At 63.6% G+C, this 18,729-nt stretch carries 21 protein-coding genes; 9 read left to right on the top strand and 12 right to left on the bottom strand.

From position 1 onward, the window contains the following. Nucleotides 1-22 precede the first annotated feature (22 nt). From MSIL_RS01510 to rsmI, 3 genes are all read right to left on the bottom strand, one after another. Nucleotides 23-994 carry an NUDIX hydrolase gene (locus tag MSIL_RS01510; RefSeq protein ID WP_012589343.1) on the bottom strand — a complete coding sequence of 324 codons (972 nt, stop codon included), beginning with the start codon at nt 992-994 and terminating at the stop codon, nt 23-25. An 80-nt stretch (nt 995-1,074) separates the two neighbouring features. Next, nucleotides 1,075-1,449: a YraN family protein gene (locus tag MSIL_RS01505; RefSeq protein WP_012589342.1), complete on the bottom strand. Its 375-nt coding sequence runs from the start codon at nt 1,447-1,449 to the stop codon at nt 1,075-1,077. A gap of 106 nt (nt 1,450-1,555) precedes the next feature. Beyond that, nucleotides 1,556-2,545: a 16S rRNA (cytidine(1402)-2'-O)-methyltransferase gene (gene rsmI, locus MSIL_RS01500; protein WP_012589341.1), complete on the bottom strand. Its 990-nt coding sequence runs from the start codon at nt 2,543-2,545 to the stop codon at nt 1,556-1,558. A 292-nt stretch (nt 2,546-2,837) separates the two neighbouring features. Between rsmI and MSIL_RS01495 the strand changes: the two genes are divergently transcribed. Further along, nucleotides 2,838-4,049, top strand: a complete 1,212-nt coding sequence (locus tag MSIL_RS01495) for a penicillin-binding protein activator (RefSeq protein ID WP_012589340.1) — start codon at nt 2,838-2,840, stop codon at nt 4,047-4,049. Nucleotides 4,050-4,058: 9 nt separating this feature from the next. On the opposite strand, the gene MSIL_RS01490 is transcribed toward MSIL_RS01495, so the two are convergent. Together MSIL_RS01490 and MSIL_RS01485 are read right to left on the bottom strand one after the other, a co-directional pair. Next, nucleotides 4,059-4,265, bottom strand: a complete 207-nt coding sequence (locus MSIL_RS01490) for a hypothetical protein (RefSeq protein WP_041367458.1) — start codon at nt 4,263-4,265, stop codon at nt 4,059-4,061. Between the two features lie 12 nt (nt 4,266-4,277). Further along, a complete protein-coding gene (locus tag MSIL_RS01485; protein WP_012589338.1) occupies nt 4,278-4,766 on the bottom strand; it encodes a YciE/YciF ferroxidase family protein in 489 nt (162 codons plus the stop codon). A 697-nt stretch (nt 4,767-5,463) separates the two neighbouring features. On the opposite strand from MSIL_RS01485, the gene MSIL_RS01480 reads away from it, so the two are divergent. Continuing rightward, complete coding sequence (locus tag MSIL_RS01480; protein ID WP_012589337.1) at nt 5,464-5,784, top strand: ElaB/YgaM/YqjD family protein; 321 nt, start codon at nt 5,464-5,466, stop codon at nt 5,782-5,784. Beyond that, the gene (locus MSIL_RS01475) at nt 5,781-6,344 is read left to right on the top strand and encodes a hypothetical protein (RefSeq protein WP_012589336.1); all 564 of its coding nucleotides are present in this window, start codon (nt 5,781-5,783) and stop codon (nt 6,342-6,344) included. Before MSIL_RS01480 ends, MSIL_RS01475 begins: the two co-directional genes overlap by 4 nt. Nucleotides 6,345-6,430: 86 nt before the next feature. Here MSIL_RS01475 and MSIL_RS01470 read toward each other — a convergent pair whose 3' ends face one another. After that, a complete protein-coding gene (locus MSIL_RS01470; RefSeq protein WP_012589335.1) occupies nt 6,431-7,255 on the bottom strand; it encodes a response regulator in 825 nt (274 codons plus the stop codon). A 282-nt stretch (nt 7,256-7,537) separates the two neighbouring features. Between MSIL_RS01470 and MSIL_RS01465 the strand changes: the two genes are divergently transcribed. The 3 genes from MSIL_RS01465 to fumC all read left to right on the top strand — a co-directional run bounded on the left by MSIL_RS01465 (nt 7,538) and on the right by fumC (nt 9,915). Then, entirely contained in the window at nt 7,538-7,822 is a 285-nt protein-coding gene (locus tag MSIL_RS01465; protein WP_012589334.1) for a NepR family anti-sigma factor, read from the top strand. 77 nt (nt 7,823-7,899) lie between these two features. Beyond that, nucleotides 7,900-8,457 carry a sigma-70 family RNA polymerase sigma factor gene (locus MSIL_RS01460; RefSeq protein WP_012589333.1) on the top strand — a complete coding sequence of 186 codons (558 nt, stop codon included), beginning with the start codon at nt 7,900-7,902 and terminating at the stop codon, nt 8,455-8,457. Nucleotides 8,458-8,508: 51 nt separating this feature from the next. Then, the gene (gene fumC / locus MSIL_RS01455; protein WP_012589332.1) at nt 8,509-9,915 is read left to right on the top strand and encodes a class II fumarate hydratase; all 1,407 of its coding nucleotides are present in this window, start codon (nt 8,509-8,511) and stop codon (nt 9,913-9,915) included. Between the two features lie 31 nt (nt 9,916-9,946). Here the strand turns inward: fumC and MSIL_RS01450 are convergent, their stop codons facing one another. After that, entirely contained in the window at nt 9,947-10,822 is an 876-nt protein-coding gene (locus tag MSIL_RS01450; RefSeq protein WP_012589331.1) for an undecaprenyl-diphosphate phosphatase, read from the bottom strand. Nucleotides 10,823-11,099: 277 nt separating this feature from the next. Here MSIL_RS01450 and MSIL_RS01445 point away from each other — a divergent pair, with 277 nt between their 5' ends. Next, entirely contained in the window at nt 11,100-11,942 is an 843-nt protein-coding gene (locus tag MSIL_RS01445; RefSeq protein WP_012589330.1) for a hypothetical protein, read from the top strand. Nucleotides 11,943-11,948: 6 nt separating this feature from the next. Here MSIL_RS01445 and MSIL_RS01440 read toward each other — a convergent pair whose 3' ends face one another. Further along, entirely contained in the window at nt 11,949-12,815 is an 867-nt protein-coding gene (locus MSIL_RS01440; RefSeq protein ID WP_012589329.1) for a YihY/virulence factor BrkB family protein, read from the bottom strand. A 171-nt stretch (nt 12,816-12,986) separates the two neighbouring features. Between MSIL_RS01440 and MSIL_RS01435 the strand changes: the two genes are divergently transcribed. Beyond that, a complete protein-coding gene (locus MSIL_RS01435; protein WP_012589328.1) occupies nt 12,987-14,144 on the top strand; it encodes a DNA recombination protein RmuC in 1,158 nt (385 codons plus the stop codon). A 4-nt stretch (nt 14,145-14,148) separates the two neighbouring features. On the opposite strand, the gene MSIL_RS01430 is transcribed toward MSIL_RS01435, so the two are convergent. Then, nucleotides 14,149-14,514 carry a VOC family protein gene (locus MSIL_RS01430; RefSeq protein WP_012589327.1) on the bottom strand — a complete coding sequence of 122 codons (366 nt, stop codon included), beginning with the start codon at nt 14,512-14,514 and terminating at the stop codon, nt 14,149-14,151. A 247-nt stretch (nt 14,515-14,761) separates the two neighbouring features. On the opposite strand from MSIL_RS01430, the gene MSIL_RS01425 reads away from it, so the two are divergent. Next, nucleotides 14,762-15,715 (top strand): DMT family transporter, encoded by a 954-nt coding sequence (locus tag MSIL_RS01425; RefSeq protein WP_012589326.1) that lies wholly within the window; start codon nt 14,762-14,764, stop codon nt 15,713-15,715. Here MSIL_RS01425 and recR read toward each other — a convergent pair. From recR to MSIL_RS01410, 3 genes are all read right to left on the bottom strand, one after another. After that, on the bottom strand, nt 15,712-16,317 hold the full coding sequence (recR, locus tag MSIL_RS01420) for a recombination mediator RecR (RefSeq protein WP_012589325.1): 606 nt from the start codon (nt 16,315-16,317) through the stop codon (nt 15,712-15,714). The genes MSIL_RS01425 and recR overlap by 4 nt on opposite strands. A gap of 119 nt (nt 16,318-16,436) precedes the next feature. Beyond that, complete coding sequence (locus MSIL_RS01415; RefSeq protein WP_012589324.1) at nt 16,437-16,760, bottom strand: YbaB/EbfC family nucleoid-associated protein; 324 nt, start codon at nt 16,758-16,760, stop codon at nt 16,437-16,439. Nucleotides 16,761-16,806: 46 nt separating this feature from the next. Next, nucleotides 16,807-18,693, bottom strand: coding sequence for a DNA polymerase III subunit gamma/tau (locus MSIL_RS01410; RefSeq protein ID WP_012589323.1), 1,887 nt, complete (start codon nt 18,691-18,693; stop codon nt 16,807-16,809). Between the last annotated feature and the right edge of the window lie 36 nt (nt 18,694-18,729).

The following is an 18,729-nucleotide window of genomic DNA, read 5'->3' as shown; positions in this document are numbered from 1 at the left end:
CTGGGGATGAGTATAAGATTTGTCAAGCCTTGGAGATCGGAAGTTTGGTGCCGACGATCGCCCGTTCGGTGAAGACCGCGCGCCGGAATCGAAACAGTTTAGCCGGTCTTCCCCCTGTATCCTGAGCAGCTTGGCCGGTTTCCTCGACGAGCTCTTGCTGCTCGATCAGACGACGAAAATTCTGCTTATGCACCAGTCGGCCAGCCAGCGCTTCAACGCAGCGCTGTAGCTGTAACAGCGTAAAGGTCTCCGGCATGAGCTCGAACACGACAGGATGATATTTGATTTTCGCCCGCAGCCGCGCGATGCCGGTGGCAAGAATACGGCGATGATCGAGGATCATCGGGCGACCGCCCGTCGCCGCCCGTCCTGTCAAGGTCGAGGCCGCTCCCGATTCAGCGATAAGGCCCGCCTCGAACAAAAGCTCATAGCGCTGCAATACGAGATCTTCGTTCCAGGGCCGGCCATCGAGCCCAAAGGTAATCGAGGCGCGTTGCAGCCTGATCTGGCGCTGCTCCGGGTCGCGCCCGGCCTCGATCCAGCCGCGCAGGCGCGGCTCGAGCTCTTGCGCAATCATCGCCGGCGTGCCGACGCGGTGATCCTCCCAGGGAAAATAGGCGTACCAGCTGCCCCAACCCGCCTCGCTCTCGCCTGACGCCTGCTGCTCGCGCGTCAGCCCGAGATAGCTGATCGAGATCACCTGCTGTTCGACGCCGGCGCGGTCCCTGTCGGCAAAGGTGTAAAGCTGCTCCATATAGCCGAGCGGAAGGCTCGTCTGCCGCTCGACCCAGGCGCGCAGCCCCGACTGCAGCGAACGGTGGCCGACTTGGAACGGCCCGGAGGGGAGCGCCCCCTGATCTTCGATGGTCAGGACGCGCGGGTCGCCATTGGTCACGGCGACGGTCACCGCGATGAGATCGACGGCGATCGCCTGCCCCGCCGCGAGGGAGGGCGGCGCAGCCTCGTTGATCTCATCCCTTTCAAGCGTCTGCATCCGTGTTCGCCGATTCCAAAATCGAGGTCTTGCGTAATCTAGCGATCGCTCGATTTTTCGCCAGTAACCGCGACCAGAGATCAACCAAAATCAAGTTCGACGGCTGCGGCGACATGATGCGGCCAGCGCCAGGGCGCGACGAAAACCGCGTCGCCGCGCAAGGTCATCGCCGCCGCATAGGGATGCGACGCCAGCCAGACCCTCGCCGCCCGGCAGATGCGCCTCCGCTTTTGCGGCGTGATCGACTGAAGCGCGCCATCCATCGTCGGGCGCGCCTTGACCTCGACGAAAGCGATGGTGTCGCCGCGCCGCGCGATAATGTCGATCTCGCCGCCATGAATGCGGTAGCCGCGCTCAAGGATCGCGTAACGCTTCAGGCGCAGCGCGAGGATTGCGGCCCGCTCGGCCATCCTGCCTTGCCACAGCGCCGCGCGCCGGTCGTCAGCGTCTCGCATGGGGTCAGCGCGTGCGCTGGCCGACGCGACCCGCCCGGCCGGGGCAAGCCCGCGTCAAGCGCATCATGTTGGTCACGCTGCTGGGCTTGGACATGGCGCCGCCAAATCAGTCTGTTTTTTCGTCGGACTTGTTTCGCGATTCCGACGAGCCCGTCAATTCGATCGCCCTTGCATAGACCTTGCGGCGCGGCTGGCCGGTCGCCGCCGAGACGATCGCCGCCGCGTCCTTGACCGAAAGCGTTTCGAGCGCGTCGGTTAGCCGCGCGTCGATGTCGTCCTGATTGTCGATCAGGGCGCGAGCGTCGGGCGGCCCCACGAGCAGCACGATCTCGCCTTTCGGCGGTCCTTCCGCTTCGAGCGCGGCGGCAAGCTCGGGCAAGGGCGCGCGGCGCACCGTCTCGTAATATTTGGTCAGTTCGCGAGCAAGCGCCGCGTCGCGCGGACCAAGCACGGCTGCAAGATCAGCCACCGTCTCAACGATACGGCGCGGCGATTCGAAGAACACGAGCGTTCCCGGAATTGGCGCAAGTTCAGCAATGCGCTGACGTCGCGCCGCTGATTTCGGCGGCAGGAAACCTTCGAAGAAAAACCGGTCGGTCGGCAGGCCCGCCACCACAAGCGCTGCGAGGACGGCGGAGGCACCCGGCACGGAGATCACCTCGATATTCTGCGCCAGCGCATCGGCGACCAGCCGATAGCCGGGATCCGAGACGAGCGGCGTGCCGGCGTCTGACACCAGGGCCAGCGCGGCGCCGCCGGCGAGACGGGCCAGCAGATGTGGGCGCATGACCGCCGCATTGTGCTCATGATAGGCGACGAGCGGCGTCGCGATGCCATAATGGGCGAGCAGCGTTTTCGTGACGCGCGTGTCTTCGGCGACGACGGCGTCCGCCGCGGCGAGGGTCGCCAGCGCGCGAAAGGAGATATCGCCGAGATTGCCGATCGGCGTCGCGACGACATGCAGGCCCTTGCGGATCGGCTCAGCCTCCGCGCGCAGACCAAAGGCCGTGAAGGCGCTGGAGGCCCCACCCTCCGCCTTTCCCGCTGCGTCGGCGCGAAAATCGGCGCTTTTGCGTTCCCGATCGCTGATGCTCATGGCTGCTGCCCCGCCGATTAAAAAACGGCTGCGTTCTTTAAAACAATCTTTCGTTCTGTTTATAGAACATCTGCCCGCATTTGGCAAGAAAGCGCTTTAGGCCGGCTTGCCCGCGCGGCGATTTTATGACTGAAACGAGCATCCATTTTTATGCTAACACAATTTTAGGTTTTTCTTCCGCCAGTGCGGCCGCCGGCCGAAAACCGCGAGTGAAGCGACTGCAACTGATGACCAAAAGCTCCCGTCAGCCTCACCCGAGCCGCAGGCTCCAGGCCATCGCCGGAGACGGCGCATGAACGCCCTGTCGCAGCTAACCCAACGGCGCTTCCCATTGGCCATGGTCGGCGCTGCCGCGCTTGCCTTTTGCCTTGCCGCCTGCGGCCCCTCGGGCGGCCCGGTCGTCCGCGCGCCCTCGGAGACCGTCAGCAGCCAACCCGTCGCGCCGCCCAGCGCCCCCGGTGAGCGGATCGGCTCCGGTCCCGTCAAGGTGGCCCTGGTGCTGCCGCTGACGCAGACCTCGGGAAGCCCCAGCGTCGTCGGCGCATCGCTGCGCAATGCGGCCGAACTCGCGCTGAATGAGGCCGGCGGCAATGATCTCACATTGATCGTGAAGGACGACCGCTCGACCCCGGACGGGGCGCGGATCGCTGCCCAGGAAGCTGTTGCCGAAGGGGCCGATCTCATCATCGGGCCGCTGTTCGCGCCGGATGTGCGGGAAGTTGGACGCGTTGCGCGCGGCGCCGGAAAATCGGTGATCGCCTTTTCGACGGACTCCTCGACCGGCGGCAGCGGCGTCTATCTTTTATCTTTCCTGGTCGATTCCTACGTCAATCGCATCGTCGATTACGCCGCCTCGCGCGGCAAGAAATCGATGGCGGCTCTCATACCGCAGAATGATTACGGCCGAGTCGCTGAGGCCGCTTTTCAGCAGGCGGCGGCGCGCAACGGCGTTCGCGTGATGACGATCGAACATTTTCAGGCGCAAACGCTTGCCGCCTCGGTCCAGAAAATCGCCGCGCTCGGCGATCAGATCGACGCGCTGTTCATCCCCGAACAGGCCGACGCCATGCCGGCGGTGTCGCAGGCCCTGACGACGGCGGGACTGAACGCCAAGCAGGTGCAAATCCTCGGCACGGGTCTTTGGAACGACGCGCGCGTGCTGAAGCTTCCGGCGCTGCAGGGCGCGTGGTTCTCGGCGCCCGAAAATGGCGGCTACAACGCTTTTTCGACCCGCTACGCCGCGAAATACGGCGCGGATCCGGCGCGCATCGCCACCCTTGGCTATGACGCCGTGTCTCTGGCGGCGGCGTTGGCGCATACGCAGGGCTCGCAACGCTATTCGGAAAGCGTGCTGACCAACCGCTCCGGCTTCAACGGCGCGGACGGCGTGTTCCGCTTTCTGCCCGACGGCTCGAATGAGCGCGGCCTTGCGGTGTTGCAGATCGACAATGGCGTAACCACTCCGATCAGCCCGGCGCCGCATTCCTTCGCCGGCGCCAGTTGAGCGAAAGCCTCACTGCACGACAAACATCATCACGCCGGACAGCGCCGCCAGCGCCAACCCGCCGATCAACACATAGCGGACGGTGGCAACGGGGAGTTCGTTGCGCCGATCCGCTTTGGCGCCGACAACAGGCGCGACGGGATTTTTCAAAGGGTTCTGGTCCATCGGAAAACGCCTTCCCGCGTAGGGGCGGCGGCGCAGCCGCTCGCCCCGCATGCGGACGGCCGCTTAAGCCGCCGCTTTGTTAACGCTCTGCACCGCAAGCTTTGACAGCGCGGCGTCCGTTTTCTTTTCTTCCTCGAGAGTCACGCGCAACAGCTCTGCCGCCTGCTGCATGCCAAGTTGCTCGGCCCAGGCGATCAATGCGCCATAACGGGCGATCTCGTAATGCTCAATCGTCTGCGCTGCGGCGATAACGCTGGCGTCGCGCACTTGCTTGTCGTCTATATCCTCTAAAGCTTCCTTCCCTTCGGCGAGAATACCGTCCATCGCCTCGCAACGTATGGCGCGCGCCGCAACGCCACAGCTTTCGAAAATCGACTCCAGTCTTTCGATCTGCTGCTCCGTTTCGTCGCGATGCTTCTCAAAAGCCTGCTTCAGCTCCGGCGAGCCTACGCCTTTGGCCATTTTCGGAAGCGATTTGTAGATCTGTTTCTCGGCGTAATAAATATCCTTGAGGGTGTGCAGAAAAAGGTCGTTCATCGATTTCACGGGCATGGTCGCTCCTCATATCTGTTTCGGGTTGCAACAGGGTGTCGCAAGGAAAAGCGCGAAGCGGCATAAGGTTCATTTGCCCTTGCCACTTTCGCCGCGGCCGACATCGGCGAGGAACCGGCAAGGTGGGCGCACGTTAAACGCGCTCATATCTGCCCATGAAGGACATTGTCTTGGCCCTGCAAAGCGCGCTCGAATTCCAACAGACTCCAAAACCGCCTGCCCCTGACCCGCAGCCGCAACCGGATGTGACGCCGGGAAACTTTCCGCCGCCGCCTGGGCCCGACATCCCCCCGCCCGACCCCGCCCCGCTCCCGGTCGACAATCCTGGCGATTTGCCGCTGCCGCCAATCATCGATCCGCCAGCCCCGGACCCGTCGGATCCAATCAACGTCCCGCTTCGGGTAGCTGACCCGTCCAATTGGCGCAGGGAACCAACCAACAGCGGCAGAGTTTGATTTCGCGCTGGAAAAAGCAGTGGGGACTCCTCCCCTTGGCGACAAGTCTTTTTCATCCTGATTCTAAATGCTAGATCGCGCCATTCCATTATGGCGCTGCAGCGGGTCATCTGGTTATGATTGCCGGTGATGCGGCGGCGGCGCTGACGCTCGGATTTGATCCCGATCAACTTGGGGTCAACATTCCAGCAATACTTTACGAGCGGCGGTCTTGGCGCCGCCAGAAACAGCACGGAGATAATATGACCGACACGAAATCGCTCGAAGATGCTTCAAAGGACTTTGCAGCAGACCTCAGCGCCTTGCGCGACGATATTTCGAAGCTGACGGCGTCTGTGGCGAAGCTGGTCAAGGCCGAGGCTTCGGCGACCACCGACAGCGTTTACGGGGCAATGGACGCCGCGCGGCAGAAATTGAGCGATCACGCTTCGGACGCAAAGGAGAAAATCTCGGGCGCAAGCTCGGATCTTGAAGCCGTGATCGAACGCAATCCCCTGATGGCGGTGCTGATCGCGCTCGGCGCCGGACTTGTCGTCGGTCTCCTGACCGGCGGGCGCAAGTGAATAATTTCTTCAAGCGGCTGGCGCATGACGCGACGGTTCCACTGGAGGATATGCTTGGCCGACTGGTCAAGAAATTTGCGCTGATCATCATGGCTGTCGGCTGCGTCATCGCAGCCTCCGCCTTTCTGACGGTCGATCTGTTTCTCTACATCGAGAGCGTCTCGAGTCCGGTCGTCGCCGCCGGCAGCATAGCCGGCTTCTATGCTGTCTTTGCCCTGTTGTTTTTCTCGCTCGCGCTTCGGCGTCCGGCGGTTGTGGAGACAGGGGCTCCCCCCCCGCAGACGGTTGCGGCGCTGATGGAGCCGGCCAATCCGGCGCTGCTCAGTGCGCCGTCCGCGGCGGCTCGCCCGACGGCGGCGCAATTTGCCGCAAACCTCGACACGATCGCATCGCCCATCCTCGACGCCCTCCGCGAAGCGGGAATGCAAAAGGAGGCGAAAGCGGTCGAAGCGGGGACGCAGGTCGCCAAGCAGCTCGGCCCCTTTTCCCTGGTGGTGATGGCCGCGGGGGCAGGCGTTTTCCTTGGCCGCACCTTGGGGTCGAAGCGCAAGCTTCTCTGATCCAAACTACATGCAACGCCGCCAAAAAGAAGCCGATGCGCGTCCACGCGCATCGGCTTTTTGTGTTGCGAGCAAAGGATGGCCGCTCAGACCAGCGCGCCCTTCGAAGCCTGTTCTTCCTTGCGATGCGATCTGCGATCGAAGAACAGCGCCTGACTGATCACCGCCTTCAGACTGTCGACGCCGAAAGGCTTGGTAATGAGGAAGGCGGGCTCCGGCGGCGCTCCTGTCAGGAAGCGTTCCGGATAGGCTGTGATGAAGATGACGGGAACGGAGAACGACTCAAGAATTTCGTTGACCGCCTCGAGACCGGAGCTGCCGTCAGCGAGCTGGATATCGGCCAAAATCAATCCGGGCCGCTCCTTGTTGACGGCCTCAACCGCTTCGCGGTGCGTGCGCGCGACGGCGATGACGCGGTGTCCCTGCTCCTCCACCAGCGTCTGCAGATCCAGCGCGATAAAGGGCTCGTCCTCGATGATAACGACGTCCGTCCTGATCTGGTTGGCGATCTCCTTGCCGGCCGCATCGATCAGGGAGGCGGCCTCCTCGATCGGACATTCCAGCGTCGCCGCCACTTCGTCCGTCTTGAACCCCTCGAGCGAGCTCAGGAGGAAGGCGATGCGCGGCCGCAGGGTGATGGCCTCGAGATTACGATGAGCGCCGATCTCGTCGCCGGAAAATCCGACTTCGTCGACGTGATCATTGACCGAGACCGAGCTCCAAACCTTGAGAAAAAGCCGGTAGAGCGCGGTGCGCACATCCGGCTCGGTTTCAAATTCGCTCGGGTCCGCAACGATCGCCTCAAGCGTCGCAAGAACATAAGCATCTCCACCCGCCTGCGATCCCGTCAGGGCGCGGGAAAACCGGCGCAGATAGGGGATATGCGAGGAGATTGCCTGAGATATTGACATTAAAAACGCCCCTGTGGACAAACTTGCGCCGCTGCGTGCGGCCTCGAAGGAAAATGCCAAGGCTCGCGAAATGGTTCCCAAAACCGGGAACTTTGTGCGGCGCAAGGCGTTTTGAGCCGAGACTTAGCAAGTTACCGCCTTTTGCGGCCGCACGCCAAGTCTTTCGGAAAATCAGCCGGATAGCTATCGCGGATCAATGCATGTTAGTCGAAAGCCGGGGCAATAAAACGGCGGCGCTGCGAAGCAGCGGCGACCGTGTGGACCAGCAGCAAGGGTGATAGAGTGACGAAACTGACGAAGGCTGGCGTGGGCGCGCGGAATGGCGAAGAATCGGCGGGGGAGGATATCAAGCCAGAGATTGAGGCCATCAGCTATGGTGTGTGTGCGCCCGGACGGGTGGTCCCTGTAAAGGCGAGAGCGCCCGCGAAAATGGCCGACCAGATCGGCGTCAGCCTGCGCAGCGTTTACAATGACGTTCTCTCCCAGCCGGTCCCAGACCGGTTTTTTGATCTGTTGCGCGAGCTTGAGAGCGCCGGGGGCGCACAGTTTAAGAAGGGCGCTCCGTGACCGTTGACCAAAAGGATCTTCTGGAGCAGGAAGACGATCTGCCTGACGCGCCGGTCTCTGGCGCCGTGAGCGCCCAGATGACGTCCGATATGCTTGCTGTCATTCCCAATTTGCGCGCTTTTGCGGTCTCGCTGTGCGGCAACCTCGACCGGGCGGACGATCTTGTGCAGGAAACGCTGGTCAAGGCCTGGAGCAAGCTCAGCTCTTTTGTCGAGGGGACCAATCTCAGGGCGTGGCTGTTCACCATTTTGCGCAACATCTATTATTCCGAGTATCGCAAGCGCCGGCGCGAGGTGGCCGATTCCGACGGCTCGATCGCCGGCAAGCTGGCGACGGCGCCGGCGCAAAACAGCCACATGGACATGCTGGATTTTCGCGAAGCCCTGCAACATTTGCCGACCGATCAACGCGAGGCTTTGATCCTCATTGGCGGCTCGGGCCTCTCCTATGAGGAGGCGGCGGGCGTTTGTGGCTGCGCTGTCGGCACAATGAAGAGCCGCGTCAACCGGGCGCGCAGCCGTCTTGCCGAATTGCTATCGATCAGTTCGAGCAGCGAATTCGGCGACGATGGCGACTGGCAGGCGATCGACCCCCATCTTGCCGGCCAGCGCTTCTCGCGCGGCGGCGGCGAGTGACCCGCTCACGCCCTCGCGCGTGAGACAATCGCCGCCTGAAAAGCAACAGCGATGACCGAACTCAAGACGCGCATCGAACGCGACAGTTTTGGACCGATCGAGGTTCCGGCCGAGCGCTATTGGGGGGCGCAAACCGAGCGCTCCCGCAAGCTGTTCGCCATCGGCGACGATATCATGCCGATCGCGATCGTCCACGCGCTGGCGCTCATCAAGCGCGCAGCCGCTGAGATCAATCGCGAGTTTGGCCTGCTCGATCCAAAACTCAGCGAGGCGATCGTCGTCGCGGCCGGCGAGGTTGAAAGCGGCGCCCTCGACGCCGAATTTCCCCTGTCCGTCTGGCAGACCGGATCCGGCACGCAAACCAATATGAACGTCAATGAGGTGATCGCCAACCGCGCCAATGAGCTGCTCGGCGGCAAACGCGGATCGAGAGATCCGGTGCATCCCAATGATCACGTCAATCTCGGCCAATCCTCGAATGATTGTTTTCCGACGGCGATGCATATCGCAGCCGTCCTGCAGATCGAGCGCAGCCTCACGCCCGCGATGCAAAGGCTCGAGCGCGCGCTCGGCGAAAAAGCGGAGGCCTTCGCCGCGATCGTAAAGATCGGCCGCACCCATCTTCAGGATGCGACCCCGATCACGCTGGGCCAGGAATTTTCAGCCTATGCCGCGCAGCTCCGGTATGGTCTGGAACGGCTCGCCGCCGTGCTGCCGGGCCTCTACAGGCTGGCGCAGGGCGGCACCGCCGTCGGCACCGGCCTCAACGCGGCGGACGGTTTCGACAAGGCGATCGCGGCGAAGATCGCGCATCATACGGGGCTGCCCTTTGTCACCGCGCCCAATAAATTCGAGGCGCTCGCGAGCCATGACGCGCTCGTCTTCGCCCATGGCGCGCTGAATTCGATCGCCGCCGGTCTCTACAAGATCGCGAGCGACATCCGCCTCGCCGGCAGCGGCCCGCGATCGGGCCTTGGCGAATTGAGGTTGCCGGAGAACGAGCCTGGCTCGTCGATCATGCCGGGCAAGGTCAACCCGACTCAGGTCGAGGCGCTGACGATGGTCTGCGCTCGCGTGTTCGGCAATGAGACGACGATCGCCTTCGCCGGCTCGCAAGGGCATTTCGAGCTGAATGTCTATAAGCCGGTGATCGCCAGCGCCTGTCTCGAAAGCATCCGCTTGCTCGGCGACGCCTGCGACAGCTTCCGCGCCCATTGCGTCGAAGGCTTGCAGCCGAACGAAGAGCGCATCGCGGCCTTGATGCGGCAATCCTTGATGCTCGTCACTGCGCTCGCACCGAAGATCGGCTATGACGCCGCCTCCCGCATCGCAAAATCGGCGCACGCCAAGGGATCGACGCTCCGGGACGAGGCGCTGGCTTCGGGACTTGTCGACGCCGAAACCTATGACGCCCTCGTTCGCCCCGAACGCATGCTCGGGCCGCGCGCACGAGATTGAGCGCGCGGCCGCTAGACTGCCGGCTCCAAGATCAGTTCGGCAGCCAGCCGAGCAGCACCGCGACGAGAAGAAAAACGCCCATCAATCCGCGATAGACGACGAAGGGCCACGCCGAAAACCGCTCCAGAATGCGCAACAGGCCCCAGATCGCGGCAAAGGCCGAGATCGAGGCGATCACCAGACCAAAGAGCAGGATCGACCAGCCGTGGCCGTCGAGGCCTACCTTGTGGAGAACCCAGAATTCATGCAGACCCGCCGCCGCGATCGCGGGCAAGCCCAAGAGGAACGAGAACCTTGCCGCCTCCTCGCGCCTGAAATCCCGGAACAGGCCCGCCGTCAGGGTCGATCCGGAACGTGACACGCCGGGAATCAGCGCGCCGACCTGCGCGACGCCGACGATCATGGCGTCCTTCAAAGTGGCGTTCTCCATCGTCCGCTTCGGCCGCGAATAGAGCTCGGCAAGGCCCATCAGCAGCGACATCACGATGCAGGACATGCCGATCACCGTCAGCGTCCGCAGCGGCGAGCCACAGGCGTTGAGAATGGGCGCGAGCAGCACGCCGGCGACGATGATCGGGATCGTCGCCAGCACGATCCAGACCGCGAAGCGGAAGTTCCAGTCCTGAAAATCGCGGCGAAGCGCCGCTTCGATCGAGCCAAAGACGAGGCCGCGCACATCGCTCCAGAAATAGGTGATCACCGCCGCCAGCGCGGCCATCTGCATGGCGGCGGAAAAAGCCGAGCCGGGGTCCTGCCAGCCCAAAAAGGCGGGCACGATCCGCATATGAGCCGTTGAGGAGATTGGAAGAAGTTCGGTTATGCCTTGAACGACGCCAAGCACAGCGACCTTGGCGTAGCCAAGCGCAACGAAGCCGGTATCGAGCCCTTCAGTACAGGCTGACGCCATCAGTGATGTCCCCGAGGGTTTGCATGTCGCGGCGCGGAATGCGCCCGTTTCCTTGTTCCAGTTTCCGCAGGCAAGATCAACGCCAAGCCGCGGCCGAATTGCGGCGCGGCCGCCGCTTCTTCCATCCTCTTGTTTCAAGACGCGATTTCGTCCAAGAAGGATCGCGTCTGCGCCGAGGACGCACGGCCCGCGCGGCGCCGGGATCGCGGGTTTGGCCCGGCTATTGGTCGAGGTTGCGGCAGATGGGCGCGCGTAACCCCCTTGAGATGGAACGCGCATGCGTCGGGCGCTCAAGCTGACCGTGTGCAAGCTGAGCTGCCGCGGCATGAATTTGGCGTCGGCTCTCCGGCGCGGCGCCGTTATTGCCGCGCTGACCTGCGCCCCGCCCGCGCAAGGCGGCGTCCGGCTGCTTGCGCCCGGCGACGAGATGACGCCGATCACAAACTTTCGCGACGCCCGTCCGGACGCGCCGGCAGCCGCAAAAGCGCCAAAACTTGGGACCGTCCGCGTCGCCGTTGAAGGGGGCGACGCGCGGCTTGTTTCGGGCCTTGCTCCTTACGCCGCGCCCTTCGAGGTTGTGGCCCCTTCGGCGGGTCCCGATCTCATCTTCGACCCCGGCGCGCATCAGGCGCGATCGAAAGGCGAGGTCGTCGCTTATGACATCGATGAAAACGACCTGCCGGCGGTGATCGACCGCACCGCGCTGGCCGAGAGTCTCGCCAAGCTAATGGCGGCGCGGCCGCAGCCGATCCGCCTCGCCGGCGGGACCACGATTCGGCGCAAGGGCGACAAGGTCGAAGTGCAGCTTGCCGACATGCGCGGGCGTTCGCTCGTTCTCTTCGCCGTGAACGGAAACGGCGCCGTGCAGGCGCTCTATCCGATCGGCGCCGACCCGCGCGTGATCGACGACGCCGCCTTCGCCTGGACGTTTCAAATTCGCGAGCCGTTCGGGACGGATCTCATCGTCGCCATCTCCGCTGCGCAGCCGCTGGCGGCCTTTGAGCGCGGGCTGAAGGAGCTGAGCCATAATCGCGCCGCGGGGCAGATCCTGCAGCTGATTTCGCTCGCCGCCCCGGCCGACGCCCGCATCGGCGTCGTTGCTCTCTCAAGCGCGCCGTAAGAAAATTCAAGGCGCCGAAACGGCGCCCGATTTCTTTTCCTTTTCCGCCGCCGCCCGCGCGCGCAGCAAAGCCGCGTTCAGCTCGCCGCCGGCGATAAAGATCGACGAGATCATATAGAGGAACACAAGGGCGATCATAACCGAGGCTAGCCCGGCGTAGGTCGTCACATAGTTGCGCGCGAATTCGGCGAGATAGGAGCCGAAAATCGCGCCGCCGGCGACCCAGAGGGCGAAGGTGAAGACGATGCCCGGGAAGATCTGCCAGAGCGTGCGCCTGCCCGCAGGCAGAAATTTATGCACGATGACAAGAGCCAGCAGCAGGACCAGCGTCGCGATGCCGAACCGGCTGAAAGTCACGAGCCGGTCCAGCGGCTCAAGATGCGGCGCGAAGTGGAGCGCGATGGTCCAGATCAGCGGGGCGAAGACGACCGACAAGGTCAGCGTCAGCAGAGCGACCGCGCCGATCATTACATAGCCGATCGATTCGAGCCGCAGCACGTACCACGGTCGCGTTTCCGCAACGCCATAGGCGCGATTGAGCGCGATCCGCAACGCCTCGACGCCGCTCGACGAGAAATAGATCGAGAGCACGCCGCCGAGGGTCACAAGGCCGCCGCGCGTCTGGGTCAGCACATTATGCACTTCGCTCGCAAGCGGCTTCGCCACCTGTTCGGGCCAGGTCTGAAACAGGATCTGCACGGCCTCCTGAGAGAGATCGGCGGAGCCGAGAAATCCAGCCAGCGCCGTCACGAAAATCAGAAATGGAAACATCGAAGTCAGAATAGACAGCGCGATATGGCTGGAGATCGCCCAGCCGTCGTCCTGCACGAAATTCATGGCGGCGTCGTAGAGCACATGGAACATGAAGCGCATCGCGCGAAGGTCTTTCGTTAGTGTTTTTTTATCGGCCGCCTCGCCGGTCGAAACATCCGGCCCCTGCCAACAACCGCCGCCCTTGCGCTGCCCGGACCAGATGTTCTATGTTCGTTCACGATTGGCCGCTTCCCTGTCTGTATCCGGGCCCGAATCGAATCAAGATCCTTCATGGACCGCCTTGTCGCATGGCTCAATGGCGCGCCGCTCACAGCTCCGCAGCTCATGCTCGCCGGGGTCGGCGCCGCGCTTGTGCTGCTCTTTATCTTTGCCATCAGCCTGGCGCGGTCGTCGCGCCGCAACAGCGTCGCGGCGATGGCCGCCGCCGGGCGCCAATATGAGATAGAGCAGGCGCTCGGCGCGATCGCGCGGCAGAACGCTGAGCTTTCGGGCCGCATGCGCGCCGTGGCCGATTCGTTCGGATCGCGCCAGAGCGACCTCGCGCGCTTCGTCGCGGCGCGGCTCGACGCCGTCGGCGAGCGGGTCGGCGCCGATGTCGAGGCCTCCGGCCGCAACGCCGGCGAGCAGCTCGCAAGGTTGAACGAGCGCCTGGCCGTGATCGACGCCGCGCAGGCGCGCCTGACGGGTTTGTCGCAGGACATGGTCGGGCTCAAGGACATTCTCGCCAATAAGCAGGCGCGCGGCGCTTTCGGACAAGGCCGCATGGAAGCGATCATCAGCGACGCCCTGCCTTCCTCCGCTTATGCTTTTCAGCACACGCTCTCGAACAGGATGCGCCCGGACTGCGTCATTCGGATGCCGGGCGATCCGCGGCTGATGGTGATCGACGCCAAATTTCCGCTCGAAGCGTTCACGGCTCATAAGGCGGCCCAGAGTTTCGAGGCGAAAAAACACGCCGCGGCGCGGGCGCGCGCGGATCTTGGCAAGCATATCCGGGACATCGCCGAGCGCTATTTTCTGCCCGAGGAAACGCAGGATATCGCGCTGATGTTCGTGCCTTCCGAATCGCTTTACGCCGACATCAACGAACATTTCGACGATATCGTGCAAAAAGCCCATCGCAGCCGGATCATCATTGTTTCGCCGTCGCTGCTGATGATGGCGATGCAGCTGACGCAGGCGCTGGTGCGCGACGCGCGGGTGCGCGAGCAGACCCATGTCATCCAGGCCGAGGTGCGCCGCCTCGTCGAGGACGTCGCGCGGCTGCGGGCGCGCGCCCTGAAACTCGACGCTCATTTCCAGAACGCGCAGCAGGATGTCGGACAGCTCATCGCCTCAGCCGACCGGATCGCCCGGACCGGCGAGCGCATCGACGAAATGGACTTTTCGGATGCGCCTGGCGGCGACAAGCTGAAGGCGGCCGAATAAGCGCCTATTTCGTCTTGGGCTGCCAGAAGCCGATCGTCGCGCCGGTCGGATCGGAGATGATCGACAAAACGCCAAAATCCCCAACCTCGGTCACCTCGTGACACACCTTCGCGCCGAGCGACTTCGCTTTCTCCGTCATGGCGACAATATCGTCGACGAGCACATAAGGCATCCACGCTGAGGGCATGCCGGGGACCGGCGCCTGAAACATGCCGCCTCCCGTGCCTTCGCCCACATTGATCAAGGTGTAAGTCATCTCGGGCGACATTTGCTGGTCGGTCAGCTCCCAGGCGAACAGATCCTTGTAAAAGGACTTCGCCTTGCCGATGTCGGTCGTCGTCAGTTCGACATGCACGAAAGGATTGCCCATATTTCCTCCCCGATTTGACGGTCTTGCTTGCCCAGGCTTGTGATCCAGCCCGTTTTCAGATCTTGCAACACGTCGTCCGGCGGAACGTTCGCGGCGTTGTCGCTTCAGGCCGCAAGTTCAATTTTCTGCGCGGCGCCGGACGACGCGGCGCGGCTTCATCATCGATAGCACAGGATCTGTTACAGGACGACAACGCCGGGGTCGGCGCACATCGACCGTAAGCAGGATCGCGTGCAGGAGTTTATGAATGACTTTACAAAAGTCAGGCGATTCGACTCAAGGCCTCGCGCTTTATTATGCGATCCTTGTCGCCGCCACCTTTCTGATGGCCTCGAGCTTCATCGCCGGCAAAATTCTGCTGGCGCATGACGTTCCCGCTTTTCTGCTGGTCGGCTGGCGTTTCGTCCTCGCCGCATTGGCGGCGGCGCTGGTTCTCTATCTCACGACGGATGATTTTCGCGCCGCGCTTCTGCCGCGGCGGCTGGACGTTGCCGACTGGATGACCGTCGCCGCCATCGGCGTGTTGCAGACGGCGATGGCGATGGGCCTTCTGTTCTGGGCGATGGAGACGATCGCGCCGCCGACCGCCGCGATCCTTCTCTTCACCAATCCCTTGTGGGTCGCGCTCATCGGCCATGCCGTGCTCGATGAACGCCTGTCGGGCCTGCGCCTGACAGGCCTTGCGCTCGGCGTCGGCGGCGTCGCGCTGGCGCTCGGCGGCGGCTTCAGCCTGCGCGAGGGCGCGATCGGCGGCGAATTACTGGGGCTCGGCGCGGCTCTGTCCTGGACCGGGTCGACGCTTCTCAACAAGCGCGCGCGCCTGCCGATCGAAACCTGGGCCCTGACATTCTGGCAGATGCTGATCGGCGCGCTCGCCTTGCTGATCGTCGCTTATGCGCGCGGCGAAAACTGGCCGCAGCATCTGCCACTGTCCGCCTGGGGCTGGTTCCTGTGGCTGGCGATTCCCGGCTCGACCGGATCGTTCGGCCTGTGGTTTCTCGCCCTCACGCGGGGCGGCGCGACGCGCTCCAGCGGCTATCTTTTTCTCGCGCCTCTGTTCACCGTGATTCTTTCGGCCGCTTTGCTCGGCTCGACCTTATCGGCGGCTCAAGGAGCAGGCGGCGTGCTGATCGGCTGCGCCCTCTGGATGATCAACCAGAGCCCACGGAAATCCGGTGCGGCCGCGAAGCTGGACTCCTAAAAATCCGTCCGCGCGCGGAGAGCCGCCGCCAGCGTGCCTTCGTCGAGATAGTCGAGTTCGCCGCCGACCGGAACGCCATGCGCGAGACGGGTGGTGCGCACATTAAGATGAGAGATGAGATCCGTCACATAATGCGCCGTCGTCTGGCCATCGACGGTGGCGTTGACCGCCAGAACGACTTCTGAAATTCCGCCGGCGGCGACCCGCTCGATTAGGCTTGAAATGTTGAGATCCTTGGGGCCGACGCCGTCGAGCGGCGACAGGACGCCGCCGAGCACGTGATAGCGCCCCTTGACGGCGCCGGAGCGCTCCAGCGCCCAGAGATCGCCGACGGTCTCGACGACAATCAGCGTCGAGGGATCGCGCCGCTCGTCGCGGCAGATGGTGCAAGGATCACAGCTGTCGACATTGCCACAGACCGAACACGAAACGATCGTGTCGCGGGCGACGCGCATCGCCTCCGCGAGCGGCCCAAACAATTCCTCACGCTTGCGGATGAGATGCAGCGCCGCGCGCCGCGCCGAACGCGGACCAAGGCCCGGCAGCCGCGCCAGCAGCTGGATGAGACGTTCAATCTCGGGACCGCAAATGCGATCGCCCATCAAATTTCCGCCATTAGATCACGAGGATTTTGGACCTGGTCCAAAATCATCAAACGTCATTGGTTCTGAATAATTAGCGGGATGTCGGTCCAAAGGCGGCGACTTTTCGGCGTCACGCTCTAGAACGGCAGCTTCATGCCCGGCGGCAGCGCGAGCCCCGCCGTCACGCCTTGCATCTTCTCCTCCATCAGACGCTCGGCCTTTTTGCGCGCGTCCTCATGGGCGGTGATGATGAGGTCTTCGAGAATTTGCTTTTCATCCGCCTTGATCAGCTGATCGTCGATGGCGAGATTGCGCAGCTGCCCCTTGGCGCTGAGGGTGACGCGAACCATGCCGCCGCCCGACTGGCCCTCGACTTCGAGCCGCTCGATCTCGGCCTGCATCTGCTGGATCTTCTCCTGCATGGCCTGAGCCTGCTTCATCAAACCCAGCATATCGCGCATGATCCGTCCTCATCGTTAAGCGGCGCTTGTCCCGCCGCTTCTCCTGTCACAGGTCGACTTCGGCATAGAAGTCGTCGGCAAAGCCAATATCGCCTTCGCCCGACTCGCTTGAGGCGGCGGGTTGCGCTGGCTCCTGCGCCGTGCGCACCGCGACGATCTCGGCGCCGGGGAAAAGCTCCAGCGCGCGGCGCACCAGCGGATCCGCCCGCACCCCCTCCATCGCCGCCTCGGCCTTAGCGTCGGCTTCGTCCTTGAGGCTCGGGCGCCCCGCCTCCCTCGATACCGCAACGAGCCAGCGGCGTCCCGTCCATTCCTGCAATTTGCGCATCAGCATAGGCGCAAGCTGCGGCGAGGCGTGGGGACCCGGCGCAAATTCGATGGAGCCGTCCTGGAAACGCACCAGCCGCACATCGCGTTCAAGCGCCAGCTTCATTTGGATGTCGCGATGCTTGGCGGCGAGGGCGACGATATCGGCAAAGCTGCTGAGCCTTGCCGAAGGCTCCGCCGGGGCCTCGGCCGGCGCAGCGGCGGATCCCCCAGCGCCCGTCGAGATCATACGGGGCGCCGGCGCGCGAAGGTTTTGCGTGCGATCGACCGGATCGCCCCGGTCGGGAGCTGCGACGCCGGCTCTCGGCGGGGCCGAAAAATCCCCGGTCAGCGACGCGAGCTTGCGCAGCGCTTTATCGGGCGTCGGCAGATCGGCGGCATAGGCGAGCCGCACCAGCACCATATCGGCGGCGGCGAGCGGACGCGGCGAATCCTTGATCTCCTGCAAACCCTTCGACAGCAATTGCCAGGTCCGGGTCAGGACGGCCATCGAGAGACTGGCGGCGAACTCCGCGCCGCGCTTGCGCTCCTCCGGCGTGATGGAGCTGTCTTCGCTCGACTCCGGCGCAAGCTTCAGCCGCGTGACGAGATGGGTGAATTCGGCCAGTTCGACCATAATCGCGGTAGGGTCCGCGCCGCCGTCGTAAAGATCCTTCAGCCCGGTCAGCGCCTCGGCGATCCGGCCGCGCATCAGGGCGTCGAAGAGGTCGATGATGCGTCCGCGGTCGGCAAGGCCAAGCATTGCGCGCAGCGCTTCGGCGGAAATCCCCTTTGCGCCGATTTGATCGGCCGACGGCCCATGCGCGATCGCCTGATCGAGCAGGGACAGAGCGTCGCGGACGGAGCCTTCCGCGGCGCGGGCGATCAGGGCCAGCGCCTCATCCTCGATCGCGACTTTTTCCCTGGCGCAGATCGTCGCAAGAAAGGTCGAAAGCTCGCCGGCGTCTATTCGACGCAGATCGAAACGCTGGCAGCGCGAGCGCACCGTTACCGGCACTTTCTCGATCTCGGTCGTCGCGAACAGGAATTTCACATGGTCCGGCGGCTCTTCGAGCGTCTTGAGCAGCCCATTGAATGCCTGGCGCGAGAGCATATGCACTTCGTCGATGATATAGACCTTGAAGCGCGCCATGACCGGCTTGTAGCGGGCGCCTTCGATGATCTCGCGCACGTCGTCGATGCCGGTATGCGAGGCGGCGTCCATCTCGATGACGTCGACGTGGCGCGATTCCATGATCGCCTGACAATGCGCGCCAAATCCCGCCATGTGGATGGTCGGGCCGTCGACTGCCGGGCGTCCGTCGCCCGTGGGAAGCTCATAATTGAAGGCGCGAGCGAGAATGCGGGCCGTGGTCGTCTTGCCGACTCCGCGCACGCCAGTGAGAATATAGGCCTGATGGATGCGGCCGAGATCGAAGGCGTTCGACAGCGTCCGGACCATCGCCTCCTGACCGATCAGATCGTCGAACGACGACGGCCGGTATTTGCGCGCCAGAACGCGATAGGGCGTCGCCGCCGCCGCGGCGGGAGACGGCGCTGCGCCGAACAAGCCGGCGCCCTGGCCGTCCGCAACCTCGATTCGACCGTCCTCGCGATCGTCCTGCATCGATGACCCAGATGGAGAACCGGCCTTGGCCGCGCC

It is taken from the genome of Methylocella silvestris BL2 (genome assembly GCF_000021745.1).
Taxonomy (GTDB): Bacteria; Pseudomonadota; Alphaproteobacteria; order Rhizobiales; family Beijerinckiaceae; genus Methylocapsa; species Methylocapsa silvestris.
The sequence above is the reverse complement of the archived record's forward strand: the minus strand, read 5'-3'. Positions and strand labels throughout refer to the sequence as shown.

Bases quoted from the DNA above. Each gene is read 5' to 3' on its own strand.
- MSIL_RS01510 (WP_012589343.1), bottom strand. From the start codon at position 994: ATGCAGACGCTTGAAAGGGATGAGATCAACGAGGCTGCGCCGCCCTCC.
- MSIL_RS01505 (WP_012589342.1), bottom strand. From the start codon at position 1,449: ATGCGAGACGCTGACGACCGGCGCGCGGCGCTGTGGCAAGGCAGGATG.
- rsmI (WP_012589341.1), bottom strand. From the start codon at position 2,545: ATGAGCATCAGCGATCGGGAACGCAAAAGCGCCGATTTTCGCGCCGAC.
- MSIL_RS01495 (WP_012589340.1), top strand. From the start codon at position 2,838: ATGAACGCCCTGTCGCAGCTAACCCAACGGCGCTTCCCATTGGCCATG.
- MSIL_RS01490 (WP_041367458.1), bottom strand. From the start codon at position 4,265: ATGCGGGGCGAGCGGCTGCGCCGCCGCCCCTACGCGGGAAGGCGTTTT.
- MSIL_RS01485 (WP_012589338.1), bottom strand. From the start codon at position 4,766: ATGCCCGTGAAATCGATGAACGACCTTTTTCTGCACACCCTCAAGGAT.
- MSIL_RS01480 (WP_012589337.1), top strand. From the start codon at position 5,464: ATGACCGACACGAAATCGCTCGAAGATGCTTCAAAGGACTTTGCAGCA.
- MSIL_RS01470 (WP_012589335.1), bottom strand. From the start codon at position 7,255: ATGTCAATATCTCAGGCAATCTCCTCGCATATCCCCTATCTGCGCCGG.
- MSIL_RS01460 (WP_012589333.1), top strand. From the start codon at position 7,900: ATGACGTCCGATATGCTTGCTGTCATTCCCAATTTGCGCGCTTTTGCG.
- fumC (WP_012589332.1), top strand. From the start codon at position 8,509: ATGACCGAACTCAAGACGCGCATCGAACGCGACAGTTTTGGACCGATC.
- MSIL_RS01450 (WP_012589331.1), bottom strand. From the start codon at position 10,822: ATGGCGTCAGCCTGTACTGAAGGGCTCGATACCGGCTTCGTTGCGCTT.
- MSIL_RS01445 (WP_012589330.1), top strand. From the start codon at position 11,100: ATGCGTCGGGCGCTCAAGCTGACCGTGTGCAAGCTGAGCTGCCGCGGC.
- MSIL_RS01440 (WP_012589329.1), bottom strand. From the start codon at position 12,815: ATGCGCTTCATGTTCCATGTGCTCTACGACGCCGCCATGAATTTCGTG.
- MSIL_RS01435 (WP_012589328.1), top strand. From the start codon at position 12,987: ATGGACCGCCTTGTCGCATGGCTCAATGGCGCGCCGCTCACAGCTCCG.
- MSIL_RS01430 (WP_012589327.1), bottom strand. From the start codon at position 14,514: ATGGGCAATCCTTTCGTGCATGTCGAACTGACGACGACCGACATCGGC.
- MSIL_RS01425 (WP_012589326.1), top strand. From the start codon at position 14,762: ATGACTTTACAAAAGTCAGGCGATTCGACTCAAGGCCTCGCGCTTTAT.
- recR (WP_012589325.1), bottom strand. From the start codon at position 16,317: ATGGGCGATCGCATTTGCGGTCCCGAGATTGAACGTCTCATCCAGCTG.
- MSIL_RS01415 (WP_012589324.1), bottom strand. From the start codon at position 16,760: ATGCGCGATATGCTGGGTTTGATGAAGCAGGCTCAGGCCATGCAGGAG.
- MSIL_RS01410 (WP_012589323.1), bottom strand. From the start codon at position 18,693: ATGCAGGACGATCGCGAGGACGGTCGAATCGAGGTTGCGGACGGCCAG.